General features: G+C 60.6%; 24 protein-coding genes. 8 read left to right on the top strand and 16 right to left on the bottom strand.

All coding sequences use genetic code 11. The annotated features are described in order from the left end of the window. Positions 1-261: 261 nt before the first annotated feature. Positions 262-909, bottom strand: a complete 648-nt coding sequence (locus ACODTD_RS01210) for a response regulator transcription factor (RefSeq protein WP_011333881.1) — start codon at positions 907-909, stop codon at positions 262-264. A gap of 402 nt (positions 910-1,311) precedes the next feature. On the opposite strand from ACODTD_RS01210, the gene ACODTD_RS01215 reads away from it, so the two are divergent. Next, the gene (locus tag ACODTD_RS01215; protein WP_011333882.1) at positions 1,312-2,286 is read left to right on the top strand and encodes a LysR family transcriptional regulator; all 975 of its coding nucleotides are present in this window, start codon (positions 1,312-1,314) and stop codon (positions 2,284-2,286) included. A 108-nt stretch (positions 2,287-2,394) separates the two neighbouring features. Here the strand turns inward: ACODTD_RS01215 and ACODTD_RS01220 are convergent, their stop codons facing one another. After that, positions 2,395-3,213, bottom strand: coding sequence for an alpha/beta fold hydrolase (locus tag ACODTD_RS01220; protein WP_489104517.1), 819 nt, complete (start codon positions 3,211-3,213; stop codon positions 2,395-2,397). A gap of 345 nt (positions 3,214-3,558) precedes the next feature. Continuing rightward, the gene (locus ACODTD_RS01225; protein ID WP_489104338.1) at positions 3,559-5,733 is read right to left on the bottom strand and encodes a TonB-dependent siderophore receptor; all 2,175 of its coding nucleotides are present in this window, start codon (positions 5,731-5,733) and stop codon (positions 3,559-3,561) included. A gap of 406 nt (positions 5,734-6,139) precedes the next feature. On the opposite strand from ACODTD_RS01225, the gene ACODTD_RS01230 reads away from it, so the two are divergent. Then, positions 6,140-6,580, top strand: a complete 441-nt coding sequence (locus ACODTD_RS01230; RefSeq protein WP_041475246.1) for a hypothetical protein — start codon at positions 6,140-6,142, stop codon at positions 6,578-6,580. Between the two features lie 121 nt (positions 6,581-6,701). On the opposite strand, the gene ACODTD_RS01235 is transcribed toward ACODTD_RS01230, so the two are convergent. The 5 genes from ACODTD_RS01235 to ACODTD_RS01255 all read right to left on the bottom strand — a co-directional run bounded on the left by ACODTD_RS01235 (position 6,702) and on the right by ACODTD_RS01255 (position 9,938). Further along, a complete protein-coding gene (locus ACODTD_RS01235) occupies positions 6,702-7,121 on the bottom strand; it encodes an organic hydroperoxide resistance protein (RefSeq protein WP_064381867.1) in 420 nt (139 codons plus the stop codon). Positions 7,122-7,423: 302 nt separating this feature from the next. After that, positions 7,424-8,341, bottom strand: coding sequence for an AraC family transcriptional regulator (locus ACODTD_RS01240; protein WP_489104518.1), 918 nt, complete (start codon positions 8,339-8,341; stop codon positions 7,424-7,426). Positions 8,342-8,422: 81 nt separating this feature from the next. Then, positions 8,423-8,680 carry an Atu4866 domain-containing protein gene (locus ACODTD_RS01245; RefSeq protein ID WP_011333888.1) on the bottom strand — a complete coding sequence of 86 codons (258 nt, stop codon included), beginning with the start codon at positions 8,678-8,680 and terminating at the stop codon, positions 8,423-8,425. A 19-nt stretch (positions 8,681-8,699) separates the two neighbouring features. Continuing rightward, the gene (locus tag ACODTD_RS01250) at positions 8,700-8,996 is read right to left on the bottom strand and encodes a hypothetical protein (RefSeq protein ID WP_489104339.1); all 297 of its coding nucleotides are present in this window, start codon (positions 8,994-8,996) and stop codon (positions 8,700-8,702) included. A gap of 177 nt (positions 8,997-9,173) precedes the next feature. Then, positions 9,174-9,938, bottom strand: coding sequence for an SDR family NAD(P)-dependent oxidoreductase (locus ACODTD_RS01255; protein ID WP_489104340.1), 765 nt, complete (start codon positions 9,936-9,938; stop codon positions 9,174-9,176). A gap of 284 nt (positions 9,939-10,222) precedes the next feature. Between ACODTD_RS01255 and ACODTD_RS01260 the strand changes: the two genes are divergently transcribed. After that, positions 10,223-11,167, top strand: coding sequence for a helix-turn-helix domain-containing protein (locus tag ACODTD_RS01260; protein ID WP_489104341.1), 945 nt, complete (start codon positions 10,223-10,225; stop codon positions 11,165-11,167). 180 nt (positions 11,168-11,347) lie between these two features. Further along, positions 11,348-12,082: an SDR family oxidoreductase gene (locus ACODTD_RS01265; RefSeq protein WP_489104342.1), complete on the top strand. Its 735-nt coding sequence runs from the start codon at positions 11,348-11,350 to the stop codon at positions 12,080-12,082. Positions 12,083-12,152: 70 nt separating this feature from the next. Here ACODTD_RS01265 and ACODTD_RS01270 read toward each other — a convergent pair whose 3' ends face one another. The 4 genes from ACODTD_RS01270 to ACODTD_RS01285 all read right to left on the bottom strand — a co-directional run bounded on the left by ACODTD_RS01270 (position 12,153) and on the right by ACODTD_RS01285 (position 17,237). Further along, positions 12,153-13,505: a c-type cytochrome gene (locus ACODTD_RS01270; RefSeq protein WP_489104343.1), complete on the bottom strand. Its 1,353-nt coding sequence runs from the start codon at positions 13,503-13,505 to the stop codon at positions 12,153-12,155. A gap of 17 nt (positions 13,506-13,522) precedes the next feature. Continuing rightward, positions 13,523-15,772 (bottom strand): xanthine dehydrogenase family protein molybdopterin-binding subunit, encoded by a 2,250-nt coding sequence (locus ACODTD_RS01275; protein WP_489104344.1) that lies wholly within the window; start codon positions 15,770-15,772, stop codon positions 13,523-13,525. Next, positions 15,772-16,227 carry a (2Fe-2S)-binding protein gene (locus ACODTD_RS01280; RefSeq protein WP_489104345.1) on the bottom strand — a complete coding sequence of 152 codons (456 nt, stop codon included), beginning with the start codon at positions 16,225-16,227 and terminating at the stop codon, positions 15,772-15,774. Before ACODTD_RS01280 ends, ACODTD_RS01275 begins: the two co-directional genes overlap by 1 nt. A gap of 77 nt (positions 16,228-16,304) precedes the next feature. Continuing rightward, entirely contained in the window at positions 16,305-17,237 is a 933-nt protein-coding gene (locus ACODTD_RS01285; protein WP_201818266.1) for an AraC family transcriptional regulator, read from the bottom strand. A gap of 229 nt (positions 17,238-17,466) precedes the next feature. Here ACODTD_RS01285 and ACODTD_RS01290 point away from each other — a divergent pair, with 229 nt between their 5' ends. Then, positions 17,467-18,675, top strand: a complete 1,209-nt coding sequence (locus ACODTD_RS01290; protein WP_011333897.1) for an MFS transporter — start codon at positions 17,467-17,469, stop codon at positions 18,673-18,675. A gap of 194 nt (positions 18,676-18,869) precedes the next feature. Here ACODTD_RS01290 and ACODTD_RS01295 read toward each other — a convergent pair whose 3' ends face one another. The 4 genes from ACODTD_RS01295 to ACODTD_RS01310 all read right to left on the bottom strand — a co-directional run bounded on the left by ACODTD_RS01295 (position 18,870) and on the right by ACODTD_RS01310 (position 22,816). Next, positions 18,870-19,868: an NADP-dependent oxidoreductase gene (locus ACODTD_RS01295; protein ID WP_489104519.1), complete on the bottom strand. Its 999-nt coding sequence runs from the start codon at positions 19,866-19,868 to the stop codon at positions 18,870-18,872. Between the two features lie 67 nt (positions 19,869-19,935). Continuing rightward, a complete protein-coding gene (locus tag ACODTD_RS01300) occupies positions 19,936-20,805 on the bottom strand; it encodes an alpha/beta fold hydrolase (RefSeq protein WP_221614826.1) in 870 nt (289 codons plus the stop codon). An 82-nt stretch (positions 20,806-20,887) separates the two neighbouring features. Next, entirely contained in the window at positions 20,888-21,676 is a 789-nt protein-coding gene (locus tag ACODTD_RS01305; RefSeq protein ID WP_011333900.1) for an SDR family NAD(P)-dependent oxidoreductase, read from the bottom strand. 39 nt (positions 21,677-21,715) lie between these two features. Beyond that, positions 21,716-22,816, bottom strand: a complete 1,101-nt coding sequence (locus tag ACODTD_RS01310; RefSeq protein ID WP_489104346.1) for an alkene reductase — start codon at positions 22,814-22,816, stop codon at positions 21,716-21,718. Positions 22,817-22,966: 150 nt separating this feature from the next. Here ACODTD_RS01310 and ACODTD_RS01315 point away from each other — a divergent pair, with 150 nt between their 5' ends. The 3 genes from ACODTD_RS01315 (at position 22,967) to ACODTD_RS01325 (ending at position 25,783) form a co-directional block, all read left to right on the top strand. After that, a complete protein-coding gene (locus ACODTD_RS01315) occupies positions 22,967-23,563 on the top strand; it encodes a TetR/AcrR family transcriptional regulator (RefSeq protein ID WP_011333902.1) in 597 nt (198 codons plus the stop codon). A gap of 129 nt (positions 23,564-23,692) precedes the next feature. Then, positions 23,693-24,313: a TetR/AcrR family transcriptional regulator gene (locus ACODTD_RS01320; RefSeq protein WP_011333903.1), complete on the top strand. Its 621-nt coding sequence runs from the start codon at positions 23,693-23,695 to the stop codon at positions 24,311-24,313. Between the two features lie 198 nt (positions 24,314-24,511). Next, the gene (locus ACODTD_RS01325) at positions 24,512-25,783 is read left to right on the top strand and encodes an OmpP1/FadL family transporter (protein WP_011333904.1); all 1,272 of its coding nucleotides are present in this window, start codon (positions 24,512-24,514) and stop codon (positions 25,781-25,783) included. Positions 25,784-25,806 lie beyond the last annotated feature (23 nt).

A 25,806-nucleotide genomic window follows, 5' to 3' on the forward strand; every position in this document is an offset into this window, starting at 1 on the left:
GAGGTTAAAAAGTCTGAAGTTGTTTTTCAGACATGACGGTTGTTGGCGACTGTCTGTCATTCACCAATCGTTGTATTGAGTAATGGTTATTTGAATAAAGATCTTATTCGAAGACTTCTACGCTGGCACTGCTGCATTGGGTCACTTGCAATATGACTGCGTATGAAATGGATATACCCAAGTGTTAGTTGTTCGGAACTTGAGTGTTGATTGTGCCGGGCAGCCACGGCGGCTTGAGCCATACCGTATCGTTTCATTCGGTCACCGATGTGCAGGCAGCGCCGCGATGACTTCGGCCATGCGCACGAGGTCGGCAAATGAGCGCGCGCCCATCTTGCGCATGGCCTGGCCCCGGTGGATCTTCACAGTGATTTCACTGAGGCCGATTTCCCCGGCGATCTGCTTGTTCATCAAGCCTGAGGCCGCCAGAGCCATGACCGTCTGCTCCCGGGGTGTCAACGTCCCATGACGGGCGCGCAGCTCATCGGCATGCCGCCCTGACTCGCGACGCTGCTTGTCCCGCGAGTGTGCGGCGCAGACGGCATCGATCAGGTCCTGCTCGCGAAACGGTTTGGTCAGGAAGTCCACTGCGCCGGCTTTCATCGCGCGCACGGTCATGGCGATATCGCCGTGTCCGGTGATGAACACGATTGGCACATTGATTCCGGCGGTGGCCAGTTCATTCTGGAAATCCAGCCCGCTGCTGCCTTGCAGGCGCACGTCGAGTACCAGGCAACTCAGCGTGTCCGGACGTTGATACGTCATGAACTCGGCGACCGATCCGAATAGCTCCACCCGCAGACCAATGGAGCGCAACAGGCTGCCGAGGGATTCGCGCAACGCGGCATCGTCGTCGACGATGAATACCACCGGCTCGCTGGGGTTGTTGCTGATGGGATTGTTGTTCATTGCTCTTTTCCCAAAAGGTTGTGACGTTGTGGCGAATCCCTTGGCCGGGCGGCCGGTGTTTGCTCGTGCGGGTTGATGCCCGACCAGAGACACGGTCCCGCTGGCGATAGCGCCGTGCGACACGTTGCGCAGGTGTGGGCGTGAGTAGATAGACGGTTAAGCATCGTAGTGGCGCAGCACGCCGTCAGCTAGGACAAAAAACCCGAAAAAACGGCCATTGCACCGGTCTTTGCGCGGCCCGATGCAGCTATCGGTTTCAAACGGTTCATACACAAGTATCAAAACACTCACCTAACGCATGATCCCGCTGTCCCCAAGTACCACAGACGTCCGGCAGGCGCGCCCTTAACCTTTATCAGCTCTCCGTCGATTTCAATGGCCGCGTGCCGGGTGGTGAACTTCATGAACAGAAATGAACTCCGTCGTGTCGACATCAATCTGCTGGTGGTCTTCGAGACGCTGATGCATGAGCGCAACGTCAGCCGGGTCGGCGAGAAACTGTTTCTCGGTCAACCGACCATCAGTGCAGCGCTGGGGCGTTTGCGTGTGCTTTTCGACGATCCGTTGTTCGTTCGTGCGGGGAGGGTGATGGAACCGACAAGGCGGGCCGAGGAAATTTTCGCCAACCTGACGCCGGCGCTGGATGGCGTTGTCGCGGCGTTGAGCCGTTGCCAGCCCTTCGCCCCAGCTACCAGCGAGGTGACCTTTCAGGTCGGCCTGTCCGACGATGTCGAATACGCGTTGCTCCCGCGACTGCTGCGCCAGCTTCGTAGCGAGGCGCCGAATATTGCCTTGGTGGTACTGCGCGTCGATCAGCAGCAGATGTCGCAGCGGCTGTTCAATGGCGAGATTTCTCTGGGCATCAGCCCTACGCTCGATCTGCCGGCCAACGCTCGACGCAAGAGTCTACGGTCGATCCGGCCAATGCTCCTGCGCTCGGATACCCGCCCGGGCCTGCTGGCGCTCGATGAGTTCTGCGAGCGCCCGCATGCCATCGTGTCGTCCATGGGCAAGGCCAGGGATGACACCGACCACGCGCTGGACCTGCTCGGACGTCGGCGCAAAGTGGTGCTGGCAGTGCCGCAGTTCAGTGCCTTGCCAAGGTTGTTGGCGCAGAGCGACATGCTGGTCATCGTTCCGGATTACGTGGCCAGGGCCATGGCCTCGGTGAATGGCATCAGGGCCGAGCCGGCCCCTCTGTTGCTGCCATCGCGGGAGCTTTCCATGGTCTGGCGTGCCGCTGCGCACAACGATTGCGCTCAGCGTTGGCTGCGCTCGCGTTGCCAGGCATTTCTTGGCACGCCGATTGAGTTGCAGGTAGTGCCAAAATTACGCCCCGCGTTGCCCGTCGATCAGACGTTGATGATGGCCCGGTAGATAACTGCAACGGCTGTGTGATTCGCCCAATAAAAAGCTCCGACTCGATCGGAGCTTTGTTTTTAAGGGGGTGTATGTGGCTTGCCGTCAGGAGGGCACCCCGGCAAATCACGCATTGATAAACGCCAGAAGATCCGCGTTGATGGTGTCGCCGTTTGTGGTGCACATGCCATGGGGCTGGCCGGGGTAGGTTTTCAGCGTACCGTGCTTGAGCAATTTGATTGAGAGGTGAGCCGAATTGGTGATCGGCACGATCTGGTCATCTTCACCGTGCAGTACCAGGGTCGGCACATCGATGTTTTTCAGGTCATCGGTGAAGTCGGTTTCGGAGAACGCGCTGATGCAGTCGTACTGCGCCTTGATCCCGCCGTTCATGCCCTGACGCCACCAGTTTTCGACGATCGCTTCAGACACTTTCGCACCTGGGCGATTGAAGCCGTAGAACGGTCCGCTCGGGAAGTCACGATAAAACTGGCTGCGATTCTGCGCGAGTGCCTTGCGCAACCCGTCAAACACCTCCATCGGCAGGCCTCCGGGATTTTTTGCGGTGCGCAGCATGATGGGCGCTACAGCGCCGATCAGCACGGCCTTGGCCACCCGGCCGCGACCATGCCGCGCCACGTAGCGCGCCACTTCACCGCCGCCGGTGGAGTGGCCGATGTGCACGGCGTTGCGGATGTTCAGGTGCGCCATCAACTCGGCAACGTCGGCGGCGTAGGTGTCCATTGCGTTGCCCTCGGCGGTCTGCGAAGAGCGACCATGGCCACGTCGATCATGGGCGATGACGCGAAAGCCCTTGTTGAGGAAAAACAGCATTTGCATGTCCCAGTCATCACTCGAAAGGGGCCAGCCGTGGTGGAAAACGATCGGCTGGCCGTGGCCCCAGTCCTTGTAGAAAATCTGCGTGCCATCCTTGACGGTGAACATTCCCGAATCGCTGCCTTTACCGGCGCTTTTGCTGCCCCCTGACGCGGATGCCGGTGTCTGCTGCGTCGCCAGCGCCGGCAATGCCACCGCCAGGGTAGCGGCCATGGCACCCGTCGTGATCAAGCCACGACGGGTGGTTCCGTTTTTCTCGTCAGTCATTTTGAACACCCATTGAGTTAAAGAAGTTGCACAGGCGGCGCAAGGCTGCAGCCCTGGCCGAAGGCAATCTTTGGGCAAAGGGGTACGACTGACCACCAGACATGGGTTTTTGAAATTAACGCTTTGGTATGTAGGTGTGGCGGGAGGAATCTTGGCGGGGGTGGCGCGTCCCTGCGCCTGGACAAATTAGAAGGTGTATTTGGCTGTCAACATCATGTTGCGCGGGCTGCCATAGCTGTCGCCGCCGTAGCTGACGGAGTTGGCGATGGTGGAGTAGTACTTGCGGTCGAAGATGTTGTTGGCGTTGAGTTGCAGGTCGAGGTTTTCATTGACCCGGTAGCCGGTCATCAGGTCGGTCACGGCGTACGCGCCTTGCTTGAGTCGGTAGTTGCCGCCATCGAGCAGTTCGATGTCGTTGTACATGCGGCTCTGCCAGGAAATGTTGCCGCCCACGCGCAGTTTTTCCAGCGGGCCCTGGAAGTTGTAGCGGGTGGTCAGTTTGAACAGGTGCTCCGGCGTGTCGGTGTCGAACTGCTTGTTCACGTTCTGCGGGTTCTCCGCATCCTTGATGGTGTGCGTACGGGCGTAGGTGTAGCCGCCGCCGATCTGCCAGTTGTCGGTGAGCGCGCCTTGCAGTTCGAAGTCGATACCCTGGCTGCGGATCTCGCCGGAGGCTTCATAGCAGGAAGCCTGCGGGCAGTTCGGCACGAACACCTGCACCGCGCGGTTTTCCTGATCGACGCGGAACACGGCGAGGCTGGCGTTCAGCGCGCCGCCCAGGTATTCGCCCTTGATGCCGACCTCGTAGTTCTTGCCCACGATCGGCTTGACCGGGTTACCGGAGGTGCCCTTGTTGCTCTGCGGGGTGAAGATGTCGCTGTAGCTGGCGTACACCGAATGATGGTCGTCCAGCTCGTAGATCAGGCCGGCATAGCGGGTGACGTTGCGGGTGACTTTGTAATCGCCGTCGCCATCGCGGTTGTCGTAGTCGTACCAGTCCAGACGTCCGCCGAGGATCAGTTTCAGCGGGTCGGCCAGGCTCAGGCGGGTGGTCAGGTATACGCCGTCCTGAGTGGTGACTTCACGTGTGTTGTTGGTGTGGACGAAGTCCGGCTTGCCGGCGTTGATCGGCCAGTTGGTGTCGTACGGCGAGTAGTTGTGGGTGGTCAGGTCGTAGATGCGTTTGCTGGCGCCGACCACCAGTTCATGGCTGCGTCCGAAGGCTTCGAACGGGCCGCTGAAGAACGCGTCGAGACCGGCCTGGTTTTCATCGGCCTTGGATTGGTAAACCGTGCGGGCCAGGGTGTCGTTGACCCAGCGCGACTGGTACGAGCCGGAGAACAGCGCGTTCTGCTCGGAATAGTTGGCGTTGACCTGCAGCTTCCAGTCGTTGGCCAGTTGCTGACGGATCTCGGCGAAGACGGTGTTGATTTCCTGATCCTTGTCTTCCCAGGAAGTGCCGGGGTTGTACGAGCGCGGGAGGTCGAGGTGATGGCCGTCGAGGCCGATCATTGATGAACCCCAAAAGTAGTTGGTCCTGTCCTTTTGGTGCGAGAAACCGAGGGTCAAAGTGGTGTCGTCGCTCAGATCGGCTTCGGTGACGGCGTAGAACAGGTTGTGTTGCTCGTCGACGTCATCGATGAAGCTGTTGGCGTCGTGGTAGGACGTGACCACCCGGCCGCGCAGGGTGCCGCTGTCATTGAGCGGGCTGGAAGCATCGAGCTCGCCGCGATAGTTGTCCCAGGTCCCGGCGGCGCCGGTCAGGGTCACGCGCTGCTCGGCCAATGGCCGTTTGCGCACCAGGTTGATCGCCGCCGAAGGGTTGCCGGCACCGGTGACCAGACCGGTCGCGCCCCGAACGACTTCAACCCGGTCGAACATCGCCAGATTCGGCTGGGAGCCGACGTTCACGCCGTCGTAGCCGCTCGGAATGCCGTCGTACATCAGGTTGTCGATGTTGAAGCCCCGGGCTTTGTAGGCCTGTCGGCCGGGGCCGTTGGAGTAGTCGAGGAACAGCCCCGGCGTGGCGTTGACCACGTCGTTGATGCTGGTCATCGCTTGATCGTCCATGCGCTGGCGGGTGATGACGGTGACGGCTTGCGGTGTTTCGCGCAGGGTCAAAGGCAGCTTGGTGGCGGTGGCCATGGTGCCGGTGGTGTAGGACTCGGAGCCTTCGGTGGTGCTGCCCAACTGGGTGGACGTGATGGCGGTCGCGCCGAGTTCGAGGGTGGCGGGCGGGGCGCTGTCCTGCACCTCGCGGGTTTCATCGGCCAGCGCCGGGGTCATGACGGCCATGCAGATGGCCATGGACAGGAGGTTGCGTGACGGGTTGAAACGATGTGGCGAGGTGGGGCGCGACATGGAGGCTTCCTGATTATTAAATAGCAAACAAAGCGCTGTTGAGAATCATTGCCAATAATTGTGTCAGGGTTTTTTACAGCGACAAAGCGATTCGTGAAAGAAATGTGAAATCGCGCAACGGGAGAGGGAGCTGGGTCTGTGTCGTTACGGAACCGCTCAAGCACGGCCCTTGGCGCTCAGACAGCCGAAAAGCCGCTTGTCAGTTTCCAATGCAAACCAACAGGTTGGCGTCTACTTTTGTGGCCGGGTCAGTCAAATGACAGGAGAAATTCTGAAGTCATTCATGCGCTTTCGAACTGGCCCCGTGACGTTGATTTCAGGATGGATCTTGAATGAGGCGCGGAGCAACGCCCAGGCGATGCGTAACGGAGAACCCGCGCCTTTGAGCTTGTTAAGGAGAACGCAGATGGCAATCAGCCGAGTCACCGAAACAACCGATAAAACCGCACTCGTCAAAGCCGAGGTGTACCGCTGGTACAACCTCTTTTTCCCGTGGTCGCGCGGCGTGGCTTCCCAGTCGGAAGACGCGATAAAGCCTTTGTACGATGCCCTGGCGAACGATTTCCGGGTGGTGCTCACGGACGGTCAGATCATGGATCGGGAGAACTACTGGGAACGCCTTTGGGGACTGCACGGCAAACGTGCCGGAAGCCCCGAGTCGCACATCATCAATCTCTCGATCACGCCGCTTCCCGGTGACTTCTTCCTCACGGTTTTCGACCTGGTCAAGAACGGGATCACCAAGAAGAAAGTCGACTCGGCGCTGATGCGCCTCGACCCGGATTCGCCATCGGGAATCTCGTGGATTTACGTTCACGAAAGCGAGCACGAGACGTCGTTCGCGTAAATCGTTCAATGACCGTTCGCTCCTCTGGTTGTTTGAACCGGAGGAACGGCATCGCTCAACCCTGTAAAAAAACCGCCCGAAGCCGTGCATCGGGCGGTTTGCAGGATCAAACAGGGCTGATTCAGATCAGCCGCAGGGTGACGTCGATGTTGCCGCGAGTGGCCTTTGAGTAAGGGCAGGTCTGATGCGCCGCGTCCACCAGCGCCTGGGCAACCGAAGGCTCCAGCCCCGGCAGGCTGACACTCAAGCGTGCCTGAAGGAAGAACGCATCACCGGTCTTGCCCAGATCGATTTCGGTTTCGACCGCCACATCCGCTGGAAGCCTGATCTTCTGTGCCGCAGCTGCCTTGCCCATGGCGCCGATGAAGCAGGCCGACCAGCCGGCTGCCAACAGTTGTTCGGGATTGGTGCCGCTGCCATTTGAACCGGGTGGCGAGAGCTTGATGTCCAGGTTGCCGTCCGAACTGCGCGATGCGCCATCGCGCCCGCCGGTGGTGCGGGTCTTGCCGGTGTACAGCACGGTGTCGATTTGATTGATCATGGAAATACCTGCCTGAGTGATGGGTGAGGTCGGACAGCGAAGGTTCCGATGGCCCACACTTTTGCATTGGCATGTACCCGGGATGTGTCGTGCGGCGGCGTTTTTGTATCGCTCTGTAGCCTGGCCTGGACGTCGGGGACGAGGCAGGCCATTGGTTCCTGTCGCTTATCACGTCAGACGATACGCATTGACCGCTTACAGCCATCGCTGTGCATTGCGCAAAGGGGCAGGCTTGGGTCTGCCTGCCTCTTTCGCGATCCGGGCGGATAACCGTTCCCGGCGTCTGCGTCAACGTGCGGGGTTTACCCCGTGCGACGCGTGCGGCTGGCATCTTTGGAAGGTGGGCAGCCAAACTGGCGACTGTATTCCCGGCTGAATTGCGACGGGCTTTCGTAGCCCACTCGATAACAGGCGCTCGCCACATCCAGCCCTTCGCCGAGCAACAGCCGGCGGGCTTCCTGCAGGCGCAGTTGTTTCTGATACTGCAGCGGACTCATGGCGGTCACTGCCTTGAAGCGATGATGCAATGTGGAGTTGCCCAAATTGGCGACCCGGGCGAGTTCTTCGATGCGCAAGGGTTGGGTGTAGTGGTTGTTCAACCAATCGATTGCCCGCGTAACCCGACGTGTTTGCGAGTCGCCGAGGGCAAGCTCATACAAACGACGGCCGTGCATGCCGCGTAGAAGGCGGTAATACAGCTCCCGCAAGGCCAGAGGTGCCAGCATGCCGATGTCTTTCGGGGTGTCCAGCAGTCGGACCAGTCGAAGCATGGTTTCCAGCAGGGGCACATCGACCCTTTCAAGGAAAAGGCCCAGTTCCGGCTCGTCCGGTACGCCCGCCGGCGGCGCGTCGGCGATGACCTGGGCAATTTCCGTGGCCTCGAAATCGAACCGGATACACAGGTAGGGCGCTTCCGGACTGGCCTTCAGCACGCGCCCGGCAACCGGGAGCGTCACCGAGACCACCAGGTAACTGAGCGGATCGTAGAGGTAATGATCGTCACTCAGGCTGATTTCTTTTTGGCCTTGCACGATCAGGCAAAGTGCCGGTTTGTGCACGGTATGGATCAGCTCCGAAGGTGCATCGAAACGAATCACATGCAGCGGAGCTATGGCGGTCTCATAGATCCCGGGTGTGGTAAAGCGTTGCGTCAGCAGGCGAACCAGTTCGTCACGGTAGACGGCTGTGTTTTGAAGGATGAAAGCATCGCTTTGTTCCATTTCAAGGCTCTCACTAGTGTTCATCAGCGTCTGCCCGGAACTGCCCGGGCAGACGATATTCACCCGACATCATCAAAGTACTCATTGCCGATGGAGGATCATTCCGGCGTGATACAGCACGTCGTCATGAAAGTGGCCATCAGCGGTGAAGCCGGTGTCGTCCCAGTACTGGATGTAATCACCAACCAGTTCGTAGCGGCCCTGATAGGCGCTCTTGTTTTTACCACGGGCCTCGTCGTAACGACCAGTCGTCAGAAGCTCATGACGGATGAATCCATCCGCGGTGACCCACATGCCTGCGTAACGATGGTCCTGAGTGGTTTTTTTGGCATCTTTCATCACTTTTCTCCTCGGATGTTCAGACTGAGCCGATACGGCCCAAAGCCGTGCGATCAGAGCCGTTTTCGGCAACGCGGAACCCTGGAGTGCGATCACTGCCGCCTTCAGTAATGCGCATGCCTGGCGTGCGGTCCGAACCATCTGCGGCAACGCGGAACCCTGGAGTGCGATCACTGCCGCCTTCAGTAACGCGCATGCCTGGCGTGCGGTCAGATCCGTCAGCGGCCAGGTACAGGCTGGTCGAGGAAAGGTTGATCGCGCAGGCCACCATCGCGCCGATCACCAGTGAAAGGGAAAGCCGTTTTGCGTTTTTCATTGTTCAGTCCTCATTGACGTTGTTCATCTGAGCGGCCTGCCGTGGCCTGTGTGTGCATCCGTTGCGTGCTTTCAGATTACGTAGCCGAGCGCAGCGGTGTTAGGACGAAACTGCCGCAGATTTGCCTGATCCTCTCGGGTTGGTCGGGCGTGTCCTGCGGCGCATTTGTGCTGCGGCTCAGCCGGCCGTGACCGTCATGCCGCCGTCGGCCATGACCACCGAACCGACCATGAAGCTGGCCCGATCCGAGGCGATGAAGGCGACCACTTCGGCGATTTCTTCCGGTTGGGCGGCGCGGCCGATCGGTGCCGCTTCGCCATGTTGGGCGAGAAAGGCAGGGCCGTCGTCGACCACATTGTTGAGGATGTTGGTCACCACATCGCCGACACCGACAGCATTGACGCGGATGCCGTGGCCAATGACCTCAAGCGCCAGGGTGCGCGTCAATTGGGCCAGCGCGCCTTTGGAAGCGGTGTAGGCGGCAATGGTGGGGAAGGCGAAATAGGAAGCGTAGGACGCGATGTTGACGATCGATCCGGACTTGTTGGGCATCATCGCTTTGACCGCCTCCCGGCTATGCAAAAAGGCCGCCGTGGCGTTGACCGCCTGAATGCGTTCCCAGTCTTCGCGGGTCATGTCGATGACCAGTTTGTTGATGACGATGCCGGCGTTGTTGACCAGAATGTCCAGCCGACCGAATTGCTCGACGGCCAGGGCGACCGCGCGTTCGGCTGCGCCGTCCTGAGTGATGTCGGCCACCAGGGGGACCAGGCCAGGGCGGGCCAGCGCTTCAACCTCAGGGTTTATATCTTCAGCAATGACTTGGGCGCCGCGGGCGTGCAGCAGCAGTGCGATGGCCTTGCCGATGCCACTGGCCGCGCCAGTGACCAGCGCGACTTTACCGGCCACTTCGTTTGGGGTGCTGTTCTTGAAGTCGGTCATGATGTTCTCCAGCGTTTTGATCGAGTAGGGATAAGCCGTGTTGGCGCCGGCGAGGCGCTGTCATCGGCGACGGGCCTACTGTCTCGCAGCGAGGCAAAGTCGGCTTTCGTGAGATTGCCCACGCTGTCGGGGTTTTGCGCTGAATGTCAGTGAGGGAGGTTCGGTGCTCGATTCAACCCACGGCAAAAGCCCGATATTATCGAGCCGGTCTGCTGACACGGCGTGCGGGCAAGCGTCCGAGACCTGTCTGGCTTGGCACAGCCGAATCTGAAAAGGACGAGTTCATGGCACATACCGGGCGCACCTCCCAGGAACCGATGTCGACATCTTCTCGAGACTTGCGCATCACCGGCGAGTCGATGGGGGAGTTCCTGCCAGGCGAACCGCAGGCGTTACCCTCGCGCCCGGAAATCACCGACGTAGTGATTCAGCTGTTTACCCATCGCAGCGTTCCTGAGCCCATTCTCGTGCCTGCAGTGGTGGAACCGCTGCTCGTTCTGGTTCTGGCCGGGGCGGCGACGGTAGAGGAGCGCGCATTGGGTGGCGAGTGGGAAGCTGCCGAGGTCAGTGCCGGCGATTTTTTCCTTACCAGCTCCGATGAGCCGTATGAAATGCGTTGGCAGACGCACGGAGGCGATACCTTCGAAGTCATGCATCTTTATCTCGGGCTGCCGCTGATCGAGCAAGCGTCTCGAGAGCTGTCGGGTCAGTACGCAGGGACTGTGCGTTTGCGCGATGTTTCAGGGGCACGGGACGAGCGCGTCGCGTTTGTCATGGAGCAGTTGCGCACCGAGCTGCTCCTGGAACGCTCGCCCAGCGCTCTTTTCGCCCGCTCGCTGGCGCAGGCGCTGGCCGTGCATCTGGTACGCGGTTATCTCGCAGAAAGCCAGCCCGGGCGTCGGGTCAACGCCTTGCAAGCCTACAAACTGCGCAAAGTCACCGACGCCATGCGCGCGCATCTGAGCGATGAATTCAGCCTGGCCAAACTGGCCAGCCTTGCCGAGCTGAGCGAGTACCACTTCAGCCGCCTGTTCAAGCGGGCGACGGGGCTTTCGCCATCGCAGTACTTCATTCGCTTGCGCATGGCTCGCGCGCGGCACCTGTTGCTGGAGACCCGTCTTGGCGTCATCGACATCGGGCTGGAGGTCGGCTACTCAAGCCCCAGTCATTTCTCGCAGGTATTTCGTCGCGAAGTGGGCGTAACGCCCAGCGAGTTCCGTGGGGCCTGAGCGCCCCTACGCTACAAATTTGCAGGCGATGCACAAAGACACGAATAGGCAAAAGTGGCGCAGGTTTCGGCACGCGCCGACGATGCCTGTGCCCTTAATCTTTTCGACGTACCCCGCAGCAACGACCGCGTCTTCAGCGGTCGGTGCTGAACTTCAATGCAGACAGCAGGAGCTACGGATATGTCGAACATTCAAAACAAAGTCGTCCTGATTACCGGTGCAAGCAGTGGTATCGGCGAAGCGGCCGCCAGGTTGATCGCCGCCAAAGGCGCGCATGTGGTCCTCGGTGCCCGCCGGACCGAGCGTCTGGACAAACTGGTCAGCGAGATCCAGGCCGAAGGTGGCTCGGCAAGTGCCTGCGCACTCGACGTTACGGATCTGCAATCGATGCACGCCTTCGTGGCGTTCGCCAAGAACCAACATGGCAAAGTCGATGTGATCATCAACAACGCGGGGGTGATGCCGTTGTCTCCGCTGGCTTCGTTGAAGGTCGATGAGTGGAACCAGATGCTCGATGTCAACGTTCGCGGTGTGCTACACGGTATTGCCGCCGTCTTGCCGGACATGCAGGCGCAGGGTTTCGGTCAGGTCATCAACATCTCGTCCATTGGTGGACTCGCGGTTTCTCCGACAGCGGCAGTGTACTGCGCGACCAAATTCGCGGTCCGGGCTATCTCGGATGGACTGCGCCAGGAAACGGACAAGATCCGGGTGACCGTGGTGTGCCCGGGTGTCGTCGAGTCCGAACTGGCCGATACGATTTCCGATGAGGTGGCACGCGAAGAAATGAAAGCCTTCCGGCGTGTGGCGCTCAATGCAGACGCCATTGCGCGGGCGCTCGCCTATGCCATCGAGCAGCCTGACGATGTGGACGTGAGTGAGATTGTGGTTCGTCCGACCGCCAGCCCACACTGAGCAGTCTGGAGGCTAGCCAGTCCCGCGCCGTGCGCGGGACCAGCAAGTCGATGCTTTATCAATCTTTCCTCTAGCGCATCTGCAGGATGATCGGACTGCTGCTGGCCGGATCGGTGTGTTCACGCAGTTTGCCCACCGTCTGCGCATCAACGGCACTCCCCTGATTGCCCCAAGTGCTGCGCATGAACGTCAGCACTTCGGCGATCTGCTGATCCGACAGCTGCTCACGGAAGGCAGGCATGCGATAGGCATCCGGCACGCCGGCCGCCACCACTCGTTGCGAACCATTCAAAGTGATATTGATTGCCGAGGCACTTTCCTTGGCCAAAGCCGAGGTAGCGCCCGCCAGCGGCGGCATCCATTGCGCTTGACCCTTGCCGTCCAGACCGTGGCACGACGCACAGCGCGTCACGTAGGTCTGTGCACCGGGCGATTCCAGACGTTGCGCTGCCGAAACCGCTTGATACTGCCAAGGCGCGCCATCCCGTTCGCGATCTCCCGGAAGCGACTTCAGGTAGTGGGCAATGACCGTCAGATCGTCGTCGCTCATGAACTGTGTGGAGTTGTTGAACGCCTCGGTCATCGAGCCGTAGACCACCGCGTGCTGGTTGCGACCGGTCTTGAGGAACTGCACGATCTCTTGCTCGCTCCAGCGGCCCAGGCCGGTGTTGTGGTCATCGCGCAGGCTCGGTGCGTACCAGCCATCGAGCAGGGCGCCGGCCAGGTATGGCTTGCCGGACTCGTCCAGTGCCTTCTCGTTGAACGCCAGGCCGCGCGGTGTGTGGCAACTGCCGCAGTGCCCGGCGCCCTGAACGAGATAGGCGCCGCGGTTCCATCGTTCATCCTGCGACGGTTTGGCCGCATATGGTTCGACATCGACAAACACACCGTTCCACAGCGCAATTGGCCAACGCAGGTTCAGCGGAAACGGAATCCCGCTCGGGATGTTCGCTTGTTTCACCGGTACCACGCCTTTCATGAAGAAGGCATACAGCGCTCGTACGTCTTCATCACTGAGCTTGGCGTAGGACGGGTAGGGCATCGCCGGGTACAGACGGCGACTGTCGGGCGCCACGCCGTGGCGAACGGCACGGTCGAAGTCCGCCAAGCTGTAGTGGCCGATGCCGGTTTCCGTGTCCGGGGTGATATTGGTCGCATGGATTGAGCCCAGCGGCGTGGCCATTTCCAGGCCGCCGGCGAACGGCGCGCCGCCCGGCACGCTGTGACAGGCCACGCAATCGCTGAGCCTGGCGACGTATTCGCCACGGGCCACCAGCGCCGGATCGATGTCGGCCACGGCGATCTGATGGTTTTCCAGGCGCGAGACAGGCTCGCGGTTGACATACCAGGCCAGCAGGCCTGCCGCGACCAGACACGGCACGGCCAGCCAGCCAGCGGTTCTTGCGAATCGGCTGTTATTCATGAACGCTCCGGCGCTGATCAACTGAAGGTGTGTCGGCTCAAGGGCAGGCTGCGTACCCGCTGACCGGTCAGCGCTGCTACCGCGTTAGCGACAGCGGGCGCGACCGCAGGCAATGGCGGTTCACCGATGCCACCCATTTTTTCCCCGCTCTCGACCACCCGCACATGCACCCGTGCCATCCGCGCAGGCGGCAGGATCGGGTACAAGTCGTAGTTGCGCGCCCGGGGTTTGCCATCCACCCACACGGCTTCCTCGACCAGCGTTTGCGACAGTCCCAACGCCACGGCGCCGTTCACCTGAGCCTCGACAATCGCCGGATTGACGAGGCTGCCCGGATCAATCGCCTGCCAGATGTCGTGCACCTTGACCTGGCCGTTCTCGATGGACACCTCAGCGATCACCGCCGTCTCGGTACCGAACGGCGAAGCCATGGCCACCCCTCGCGCACGTCGGCTGCCGTCCTCGGCAGTAAACGGGCCGCGCTTCCAGCCGCCCGACAGCTCACCCACGGCTTGCAGCAGTGTGGTCAGCCGTTGGTTGTCGCGCAGCAAATGCAGGCGCAGGTCGAACGGATCTTTGCCACCCTTGTCGGCCAGTTCATCGAGGAACGACTCGTAGAAGAAGTCGTTGAGCGAATTACCCACCGAACGCCAGTAGCCGAGCATCGCCGGGCCTTTGACGTAGATCTGCGCGATGCGCTTGTTGGGGATCGCATAGGACTTGCCCGACAAGCCTTCAAGCGCCGTCGGATCGAGTTTTTCACCTTGCTTGCCGGCGAGGGCCTCGGTCGGGCCTTCGGTGGCACTTATCGCTTCGATTGCCAGCGGCCAGCCGTCGCTGTCCAGTGCGGCACGGAAATTCACGGCGGCAACCGGGCGAAGCACGTCACGCAGGAACTCTTCTTCGCGACTCCAGATCAGTTTGACCGGGTGGCCAACTGCTTTGGCCAGCGCGATGGCCTGAGGGTAGGGACTGGCCGAGTCGTAGAGGAAATGCCGACCGAAGAACCCGCCCAACAGCGGCGAATGCAAGGTGATGCGTGACGGATCGAGCCCGGTGCGCTTGGCGATGTCGGCGCGGAACATGTCCGGCGCCTGATTCGGCAGCCAGACCTCAAGCGAACCATCCGGATTGAATCGGGCCAGTGCTGAAGGCGGCTCCAGCTGTCCGTGGTTCAGGTATTGGTTGTGGTAAGTGGCGTCGATCCGGGTCTTGGTCTCCTTGAGAATCGAAGCCACATCGCCTTCGTGTTCATCATCTCTGGCGGGGCTTTTATCTTCAGCGAGGCGCTTGAACCAGGCATCGCTGGAAAAGTCAGCGGGCATCGGCCGCACTTGGCTGTCGGCCGTCGGCTCTTGCCAGTCGACCTGAATCGCCTCGACGGCACGTTTGGCGTGCCACCAGCGCTCGGCGACCACCGCTACGGCGCCCGGCAGACGGTGCACGGAATGCACGCCTTTCATCGCCTTGACCTGATCTTCGTTGCGCAGGTTGCCCACGGTCATCCCCAGGCGCGGGGCATGTTGAACGGCGGCATGCAGCATGTCGTCGACCTTCAGATCGATGCTGTACAGCGCCTTGCCCGTGGATTTGTCGTAGGCATCGAGGCGCTTCACCGGTTTGCCGATCCAGCGGAACTGACTCGGATCGCGCAGCTTTACAGAGGCCGGATCGGGAACCGGCAGATCCATTGCGCGCTCGGCCAGTTCACCGTAGGCCAACGAACGCCCGGACGTGGCATGCACGACCTTGCCCGGCTCGGTGCTCAACTCGCTCACCGGCACGCCCAGTTGCTGCGCGCCGGCCTGCAACAGCATGGCGCGGGCGAGGGCGCCGAGGCGACGCATGACCGGGTAACTCATGCGCACCGACATGCTGCCGCCGGTGATGCGCATGCCGTTTTCCATCACCACGTAGGCTTCTCCGGGCGGCGCTGCTTCGACCAGGAAGGTCGCCGGGTCCGCATCCAGTTCTTCACCGACGATCTGCGCCATGGCGGTGAACGTGCCTTGCCCGCCTTCCATGAACGGGCAGAGCAGACGCACGCGGTTGTCCGGGCGGATTTCGAGAAACGCCGGGACTTGGGTGCCACGCTCGGCAGTCGCTGCCGCTGCCGCTTGTACCCGTGTCGCACCGAGCGGCAGACCGAAGCCGAGCACCAGTGCGCCGACGGCGGTACCGGTCAGAAAACGTCTGCGCGACACATTGATCGGTTCCTGCAGATCCAGTACTGAAGCGTGTTGTGAAGGGTCGATACGAACGTTCATCACGCGTCCCCCTTGCCGGCAAGCTCATGCACGGCGGCATGAATGGCGTTGTAGGTACCGCAGCGGCACAGGTTGACCATCGCCGCCTCGATCTGCGCATCACTCGGTTTGGGGTTCTGCTTGAGCAGCGCGGTGGCAGCCATCACCTGCCCGGACTGGCAGTAACCGCACTGGGCGACTTGCAGATCGACCCAGGTCGAGACCACCCGTTTGCCCACTTCATCGGCTTCGATGGCCTCAATCGTGGTGACCTCGCGGCCAACCACACCCGCCACCGGCGTGACGCAGGAACGCATCACATTGCCGTCCACCAGCACCGAGCAGGCGCCGCATTGCGCCAGTCCGCAGCCGTACTTGGTGCCGGTCATGCCCAGATCATCGCGGATCACCCACAGCAAGGGCGTATCGGCGTCGGCATCGACCTGGTAGGTCTTCTGGTTGATTCGTAGTTCCATGATTCACCCGCTGATCATCGGTTGACGTGCGTTGTTATAAGCGGTGACACGCGGCGAGGCGCATCACCGGTTTTCGTTCAATTCGCGACTGTGCCGAGCGCTGCTGCCTCGAAGGGCTGCCCGCGCAAAAGGGCCATGTCGCGGCTCGGTGCGGTGCCGAACAGCCGGCCATATTCGCGGCTGAACTGCGAAGGACTTTCGTAGCCGACTGCAAACGCTGCGCGCGAAACGTCCAGGCGCTCGACCAGCATCAGTCGGCGGGCTTCGTTGAGCCGCAGCCATTTCTGGTACTGCAGCGGACTCATGCCGGTGAGCTGGCGGAAATGATGGTGAAAGGTCGGCGCGCTCATCTGCACCCGCGCGGCCAGATCATCGATGCGCAGGGCATCGGTGTAGTTGACCTTGAGCCAGTCGATGGCCTTGGCGATGCGATAACCCTGACCGTCGACGGCAGTGATCTGCCGCAGCCGTGGGCCTTGGTCGGTGTGCAGCAACCGGTAGTGGATTTCCCGCAGAATCAGCGGCGCCAGGACCGGGATCGCCTCGGGTTCATCGAGCAGGGCCAGCAGGCGATCGAGCGCGTCTTCCAGGGCAGACGACAGGCTGCCAATCGCAGCGCCCGTACCCGTTGATGGCTGGCGTTTCGAGGGCAAGCCGCTCTTGGTAATGACCTCGGCAAGCATGCTGACATCCAGCTTCAGCACGAGGCCGACACAGGGCTGTTCAGGACTGGCGAGCATCACTTCGGAGTTGGCGGGCAGATCCAGTGAAGTGACCAGAAACCGCGAAGGGTCATAGCTGTAACCCTCACCACCCACCCACAGGCGCTTTTCGCCGCGGCCCACAAGAATCAGGCTGGGCTCGATCATGCACACAACGGGTGGTGCCGGTTGGTCGCGACGAAACAGAGACAGACCGGGTATCGACGTGGCGAAGTCGCCCGGTGCGCGCACGTGCGGGTCGATGTGCCGTGCCAAAGGTGATTCCTGGGGCAGAGGGGTCGGGATCATGTGGGCTCACTCCTTTGACCGAACTCTAATGCGCGCGCGAGACGTTTCCTATCCATCTCCCTGCATCGCCAGAGGATCAGGCAAGCATTCAAGAGGAATGCGCTAGGGAAGCACCGGACTGACCGGGAGAATGTGTCTATCTGTTACAGGGACAGTGCCCGGACGGGCGACAAACTGTTTGCCCCTGCGCATCACACCCCACACGTTTTTCGCACCACAGGTAGTTTTCATGACGTTTCCTTCTACAGATCCTTCTAAAAGAACAGGCGGCTGGAGCGCCGTGCTGGCGATGTCGCTGGCCGCATTCGCTCTGGTCGCTTCCGAGTTCATGCCCGTCAGCCTGCTGACGCCGATTGCGGCAGACCTGCACATCACCGAAGGTCAGGCCGGGCAGGGTATTTCCGTGTCCGGTGCCTTTGCCTTGATCACCAGTTTGTTGATCGCCTCGGTCGCCGCTCGCGTCGAACGCAAGAAGCTTCTGCTTTGCCTGACCTTGTTGATGATCGTCTCCGGAACGGTCGTCGCACTCGCCCCGGGCTACCCGTCGTTCATGTTCGGACGTGCGTTGATCGGGATTGCGATTGGTGGTTTCTGGTCGCTATCGGCGGCGACTGCCATGCGCCTGGTGAAGCCTGAACAGGTTTCCCGTGCGCTGGCCATCGTCAATGGCGGCAACGCTTTGGCCACGGTCATCGCCGCTCCGGCCGGCAGCTTCCTTGGCTCGTTGATCGGCTGGCGCGGCGCATTCTTCTGTGTGGTTCCAGTCGCAGCGCTTGCCGCCGTGTGGCTGCTGATCAGCCTGCCGTCCTTCAAGGCCGAGCGCCAGGCCGGTAGCGGCAACGTTCTGCGGTTGATGAGGCAATTGCCAGTGGCTTTGGGCATGGTCGCCGTCAGCGTCTTTTTCATGGGCCAGTTCATGCTGTTCACTTACCTGCGGCCATTTCTCGAAGGGGTCACCGGTGTCAGTGTTTCAACATTGTCTTTGATGCTACTGGGCCTGGGGCTGGCAGGTTTTATCGGCACCTTTCTGATCGAACGGTTTATGGGGCGTGGCCTCTATCGCACGTTGACCGCCATTCCGCTGATCATGGCGGTGATCGCGCTGGCGTTGGTCAGCTTCGGCAAATCGCCGGTGCTGACCGCCGTGTTGCTCGGACTTTGGGGACTGGTCGCCACAGCTGCGCCGGTTGGCTGGTGGACGTGGCTGGCGCAGACGCTTCCGGATGACGCGGAAGCCGGAGGCGGCTTGCTGGTGGCCATCGTCCAACTGGCGATCGCCGGCGGCGCAATCGTTGGCGGCCTGGCGTTTGATCTGAGCGGTTACAAAGCCACCTTCGAGCTTAGCGCCGCTGTTCTGGTCGCCGCGTCTGTGCTGGCCTGGCTGGCCGGACGCAATGCCACGGAAGTTCATCTTGTCGAGCCGAACGCGACAGCCTGACGAGATCACCTGCAACCTTCCTTATGGCTCAAGCATCAAACTGCGCCAAACGATAACGGGCGGTTCAACCCGCGCAACATCCGGTTGCGGCGCTTGCTGTTCCTGCTCCTCTGGCGAAATCAATTCGGCTGAGGGCCGCTCCAGCAGTAAAAGCTGTGCAGTGTCTACGGTCGATTCATGAGTAGGCGGCGTGGTCATTTGAGCGCAACAACGACCTTGCCCTTGGCGCGTCCCCGCTCAACGTACTTCAATGCCTCGGCCGTTGATTCAAAGGGGAAGGAGCGATCAACCACAGGTTTGATGATTCCGTCCTCAACGAGCGAAGTGATGCGTTGCAGTTGAGCGCCATTGGCCCGCATGAACACGAACGCATAGCTGACGTCCTGCTTGCGCGCTTTGCGACGAATGCCAAGGCTCAGCAGGCGCATGACTTGCTGCAATGGCCAGGACAATCCTTGCTCCCTCGCGAACTGCACAGTGGGTGGGCCCGAGATGGAAATGAGTTGGCCGCCGGGCTTCAGGACCTTGAGTGACTTCTCCAGCACGTCGGCGCCGAGGCTGTTCAGCACCACGTCGTAGTCATGCAGGACACTTGCGAAGTCCTGCTGTGTGTAGTCGATCACCAGATCGGCCCCCAGCGCCTTGACCCATTCGATATTGGCGGTACTGGTGGTTGTGGCGACAAACGCACCGAGGTGTTTGGCAAGCTGAATGGCAACGGTGCCGACGCCGCCTGAGCCTGCGTGAATCAGCACTTTCTGGCCCTTTTGCAGCCGGGCGGTTTCAACCAGTACTTGCCAGGCAGTCAGTGCAACAAGGGGCAAGGACGCGGCTTGTACCATGTCGGTATTGGCGGGTTTCAGGGCGACCGCGTTTTCGTTCACGGCGATCAATTGGGCGAACGTCCCGATCCGCGCTTCGGGCGGGCGAGCGTATACCTCGTCTCCCGGTTTGAAGCGTGTCACCTGCGGGCCGACTTCAACCACGACACCCGCCAGGTCATTGCCCAATATCAACGGAAAGGCGTAGGGCAGGATCAGCTTGAACTCGCCTTTGCTGATCTTCGAATCCAGCACGTTGACACTGCTCGCATGGACCTCGATCAACACGTCGTGGGCACCGACTGCGGGGGCGGGCGCTTCGCCAATGCGTCCGGGGTTCTTGCCATAGCCATCAATCAGAAATGCTTTCATCGTGGTGCGGCTCTTGCTGGTTGTACGGAGGGTAGTCGGTGGGTTGCGGTGTCGCTGCGTGATGTGATCAAGCATCGAGAAACGCCTGCGCCTTGGCCACAAAGTCGGCGTGATGCTGGAAAATCCCGCCGTGCCCGGCATCCTCATAAATCACCAACTGTGCGTCGGGGATAAGCCTGGCCAGTTCAAACGAGTTAACGCTGGGCACCATGATGTCGTTGTCGCCGTTGACGACCAGTGTCGGTGTGCGCAAGCGTCCGAGCGCTTGCCGCGGTTGTTTGCCCCACGCCGTGATGGCTTTCAATTGCCGCAGGAAGGCGCGTGGCGTCGGGCCCTTGTCGCGATTGTTCTTGCGTGCCTTGAGGCGTCTCAAATACTGCGAGGCAGATCGTCGCCCATTGGCCGACGAGGTGAAGAAAAGGTAGAACTTGGGATCGCGCAGGGTCAGCAAGCCTTTGAGGATCAATGGCCATGACACTGTGCCGACCTTGTCGATGCCGGTGCCGCCCGCCGGTCCAGTACCGGTCAGAATCAACCGGCGTACCAAGTCAGGCGCCTTGAGGGCAATGTCCTGAGCGACGAAACCTCCGAGGGAAAATCCGAGCACATCCACGGTTTTCAGCCCCAGCGCCCTGATCAGCTGGATGGCATCGTCGGCCATTTCACCCACCGTCAGTGGCGCGGTACCACCCGAGTTGCCGATGCCGCGATAGTCGGTGGTGATGACGCGTCTGGTTTGCGCCAGGCCATCGATGATCGCGGGGTCGAAGTTGTCCAGCACCGCGCCCCAATGATTGAACAGCACGAGGGGCACGCCGGTTGCGGGCCCGGTGTCGCGGTAGGCAAAGGGAATGCCGTTGACCGTGATCGACTGGTTCGCCGCGTCGATGAATGACGTCGGCGAACCCGAGCGGGAATTTGTCTGCATTGAACTCATTGTCACTCCGGCAAGCCGGCAGGATGCGATGCAATGCCATGTGTCTGCATCGAACCCGGCGCGAATGCTCGCTAGCAAAAAATCACTGTGGCGTCTGGTAGCGTTGGGCAACCGCAGACTGGCGGATTTGTCCCAGCAGGCCCTGGCGTGCGCCCTGCAGGTCATCCCAGCGCTCGGCTTCGTGCAGCGGCGGGATGGTCACAGGTTCGCGACGATCAAAACCGACCAGTGCGGCATCCACCAGATCACCCACTTCCATGATTTCGCTCAGGGTGTTGATGTCGACGCCGGAGCGATCCCAGATTTCCGTGCGGGTGGCGGCGGGTAGCACGGCTTGCACGTAGACGCCCTGCGGCGAGAGTTCCAGGCTCAGGCCCTGGGACAGGAACAGCACGAAGGCCTTGGTCGCACCGTAGACGCTCATGCCGAACTCCGGCGCCAGGCCTACCACCGAACCGATGTTGATGATTGCGCCGTCGCCGGCCTTGGCCAGGCGTGGGGCGATGGCGCTGGCGAGCCGCACCAGCGCCGTGGTGTTGAGGGCCACCAGTTGCGCGACGCTGTCGGTGCTTTGGTCGACGAAGTGGCCGGACAGCGCGGCGCCGGCGTTATTGACGAGAATGCCGATGCGGGCGTCGTCGCGCAGGCGGCTTTCAACGGTGGTCAGATCGGCGAGTTGGGTCAGGTCTGCCGGGATGACATCGACGGCGACGTCGTGCTCGCTGCGCAGGCGCGCTGCCAGTGTGTCCAGGCGGGCCTGATCGCGGGCGACCAGTACCAGATCGTGACCACGTTTGGCGAAGCGTTCGGCATAGACGGCGCCAATGCCGGTAGAGGCGCCAGTGATGAGAACAGTAGGGCGAGTGCTCATGGGGTATCTCTCTTTCAGGAGGTGAGAAACAGAACGCGCTCAGCTTGCGCTGACGCTCGATTCAGCCAGCGTCGGGTAGTCGATGTAGCCCGCCGCGCCGCCGCCGTAGAGGGTGGCGGGATTGAACGCGGACAGCGGCGCGCCCTGCTTGAGGCGCTCCACCAGATCCGGGTTGGCAATGAACGGGCGACCGAAGGCGATCAGATCGGCCTGGTCTTCGGCCAGCCGCGCAGTCGCCAGGTCCAGGTCATAGCCGTTGTTGGCGATATAGGTGTTTTTGAAGCGCTGGCGCAGGGCGCCGAAATCGAAAGGGGCCACGTCGCGCGGGCCGCCGGTCGCGCCTTCGACCATGTGCAGATAAACCACACCGAGGGCGTCGAGTTGCTCGACGATGTAATTGAATTGCGCCTGCGGATCGCTGCTGGAGACGCCATTGGCCGGCGACACGGGAGACAGGCGCACACCGGTGCGATCCGCGCCGATCTCGTTGATGACAGCCGCTGTCACTTCGAGCAACAGACGCGCACGATTTTCAATCGAGCCGCCGTAAGCGTCGGTGCGCAGATTGGCGTTGTCCCTGAGGAATTGATCCAGCAAATAGCCGTTTGCACCGTGAATTTCCACGCCATCGAACCCGGCGGCGACTGCGTTGGCCGCAGCCTGGCGGAAATCGGAGACGATCCCCGGCAGTTCGCTAGTTTCCAGGGCGCGGGGTTCGGAGACGTCTTCAAAGCGGTTGTTGACGAACACTTTGGTCGCGGCACGCAGCGCAGAAGGGGCCACCGGTGCGGCGCCGTTTTCTTGCAGGTCAACGTGTGAAACGCGGCCGACATGCCACAGCTGCAGGAAGATTTTTCCGCCTTTGGCGTGGACGGCATCAGTGACTGTGCGCCAACCGTCAATCTGTGCCTGTGTGTAGATCCCGGGGGTGTCCTGATAACCCTGACCCTGTTGGGAAATCTGCGTCGCTTCGCTGATCAGCAAACCGGCGCTGGCGCGCTGGCTGTAATAGACGGCCGCGAATTCGCTGGGGACAAAGCCCTGGCCTGCGCGGTTGCGTGTCAGCGGTGCAAGAACGACGCGGTTCGACAGCGTGAGACTGCCTAGCGTGTAAGGGGAGAAAAGAGTCTGCTTGGTCATCTGATGAATCTTCCGTGCCCGTGGATGAAGATCGGTGGGGATGTGAAATTAGGATGATGATCGAAATCTAAGCTGTCAACTGTTTTGATTATGGCCAACATCTATGTATCATCGAGCGCAGAAAATCCCGCTTAACACGAGGTATTGCACGTGAGAGTGACCAAGGCCCAGGCACAGGCCAATCGAGAACACATCGTTGAAACAGCCTCAGAGCTGTTCCGTGAGCGTGGCTTTGATGGCGTCGGTGTGGCCGATCTCATGGCGGCTGCCGGTTTCACCCATGGAGGCTTCTACAAGCACTTCGGCTCGAAGGCCGACCTGATGGCCGAAGCCTCGGCCTGCAGTCTTGGCAAATCGTTGACCGGCGCCCAGGCGCTCGACGTACCAGGTTTCATCAACGTCTACGTGAACAGAGAACATCGCGACGGACGCGGCAGCGGTTGCACGATGGCCGCACTGTGTGGCGACGCGGCGCGTCAGTCGGACGATGTGAAGGCAACGTTTGCCGCAGGCATTGAACAGATCCTGCAAACCCTGGCGGAAAAATATCCTGTGGGCACGGATGCCGCAGAGGGCGAGGGGAGAAAGAAAATGATCGACCTGCTGTCGCGGGCGGTCGGCGCGATCGTCCTGTCACGCGCTTGCCCGGATGATTCGGCATTGGCGGACGAAATTCTTGAGGTTTGCCGCGCTGAAATGTTTGCTTCATTACCGGTGCTGCCGGTCGATCAAGTGGAAACACCGTAGAAGGGCCGATCCGCCCTTCGCGATGACTTGAACGTCAGCCTGTTATCAGCCGATCAGCCGGCTTTTCGTGACCATGTACTCTGTTGGTCACGATTTGTAAGTCCTCGACAGGGTGAGTAAGCTACGCCCATGAATCAGCCATCCCTATCTTCGCCCGGCCCACGTGGCCCAGTTGATCACGAGATTCGTGATCAGATCGTCGCGGCAGCCAATGAACACTTCAGCCAATACGGCTATGGCAAAACCACGGTTTCCGATCTGGCCAGGGCCATCGGTTTTTCCAAGGCGTACATCTATAAGTTCTTTGATTCCAAACAGGCGATCGGCGAAGCGATCTGCTCGAATTGTCTGGGCCAAATCGTTTCCGCGGTAGAGCAGGCTGTCAACGCAGAGGGGATTTCGCCGACCGAGCGTTTCCGCAGACTGGTGAAAACCGTGATTGCCACGGGTGTGGACCTGTTCTTCAATGATCGCAAGCTCTACGACATCGCTGCATTTTCCGCCGGGGAGCGCTGGCCCAGTGCGCAGATGTATGAAGACCAGATCAAGCGCTTTATCTTCGACATCGTGCGTGAAGGGCGAGAGCTCGGAGAGTTCGAGCGCAAGACCCCGCTGGACGAGACCGTCGAGGCGATTCATCTGGCCCTGCGCCCCTTCGTCAACCCGTTGCTGCTGCAGCACAATCTGGATTTTATCGAGGTTGCGCCCACGCTGACCTCCAACCTCATTCTGCGTAGCCTGATGCCCTGACCAATCCGGATCACCAGTTCAGGTGAGCTGAGCCAGAGCGCGACATCCCCCAACCAGGTTTCCTGTTACCGGCACATGCGTGCCGGTACGACGTTGTTTTTTGCTTCATGTGACCATTGACTGAAATGGTCACTTGGATAATATGGCTTCGCTGTCGTTCTCGATGTTGTTTTTCAGTGATCCCATAGAGTCCAGATAATGAAAAAAATAATGCTCAAGAATCCCGTCGGCCTGGCGGTCGCGCTGGTGTCCTCCAATGTGTTGGCCGGTGGTTTTGCCCTCAACGAACAAAGCATCAGCGGGATGGGGTCCGGGTTTGCGGGACGATCTTCATCCGCCGAAGACGCCAGTACGATCTACGGCAACCCGGCAGGCATGGCGCGGCTTAAACGAGAGCAGGTGAGCGTGGGGGCGGCGACGCTGTTCGCCAAATCGGACATCAGCCAGACACGCAGTACGTTTGGGGGGAAGGAAGACGGCGACATGGTGCCCGCCACCACAGTACCGATGGGGTATTACGTGAAACCGATCGATGAGCATTGGGCATTCGGCGTCGGGTTTTATGTGCCTTTCGGGCTGATCACCGACTACGGCAGTGGTTTTGCCGGCCGCTATTACGCCAACAAGAGTGAAGTCACCACGCTGACCTTTCAGCCGACCATCAGCTACGCCTTTAACGAAAAGGTGTCGATCGGATTCGGGCCGACCATCAATCGTATCGGCGGAGAGATATCGGGCATGGTGCCCAATCCACTCAGCCCCGGGCGCAACGACGGCAAACTCAAAAGCACCGGCGATGACACCGCACTGGGCTTCAATGCTGGCGTGCTGGTGCAGGCGACCGATCAGACCCGCCTGGGCCTGACGTATCACTCCAAAGTCAGTTACCACCTGGACGCCAAAACCAAGGTCACCGATGGCATCTTCAGCGTGCTGGGCGTCAGCGGCCGTAGCTATGACGCATCGCTGGATGTGGACACGCCGGAGTCGGTGGACTTTTCGCTGACGCATCAATTCAACGACGACTGGACGCTCTATGTGGGCAGCACCTGGACACGCTGGAGCCGCTTCAAGGAACTGACCATTGAGAACAGCGGCTTGCCGCCGTTGCTGAGCGGGCAATTGGGGACGATCAGCGAAGAACAGAACTGGCATGACACCTGGGCTCACGCGATCGGTGCGGCCTATCGATTGAATAACCAATGGGTGCTGCGTGGCGGGTTTTCGGTCGATCAGTCACCCGCCAACAACACCAATCGGGGGCCGCGCATTCCGACGGGCGACCGTAAGGTTGTCAGCTTCGGCGCCGGCTGGACACCCGTGGACAATGTCACGATCGATCTCGCGTATTCCTATCTTTGGGAGGAAAGCGTCGAGGTCAACGACACCTCGGCATCGAGGGGGGCCTACCGTGCCAGGTACAAGAACAGTGCCAGCGGGTTCGGTACGTCGGTCAGTTATCGCTTCTAGTTGAGCGCCATCAAGCCAAATGC

The sequence above is a fragment of the Pseudomonas sp. FG35 genome, assembly GCF_057809295.1.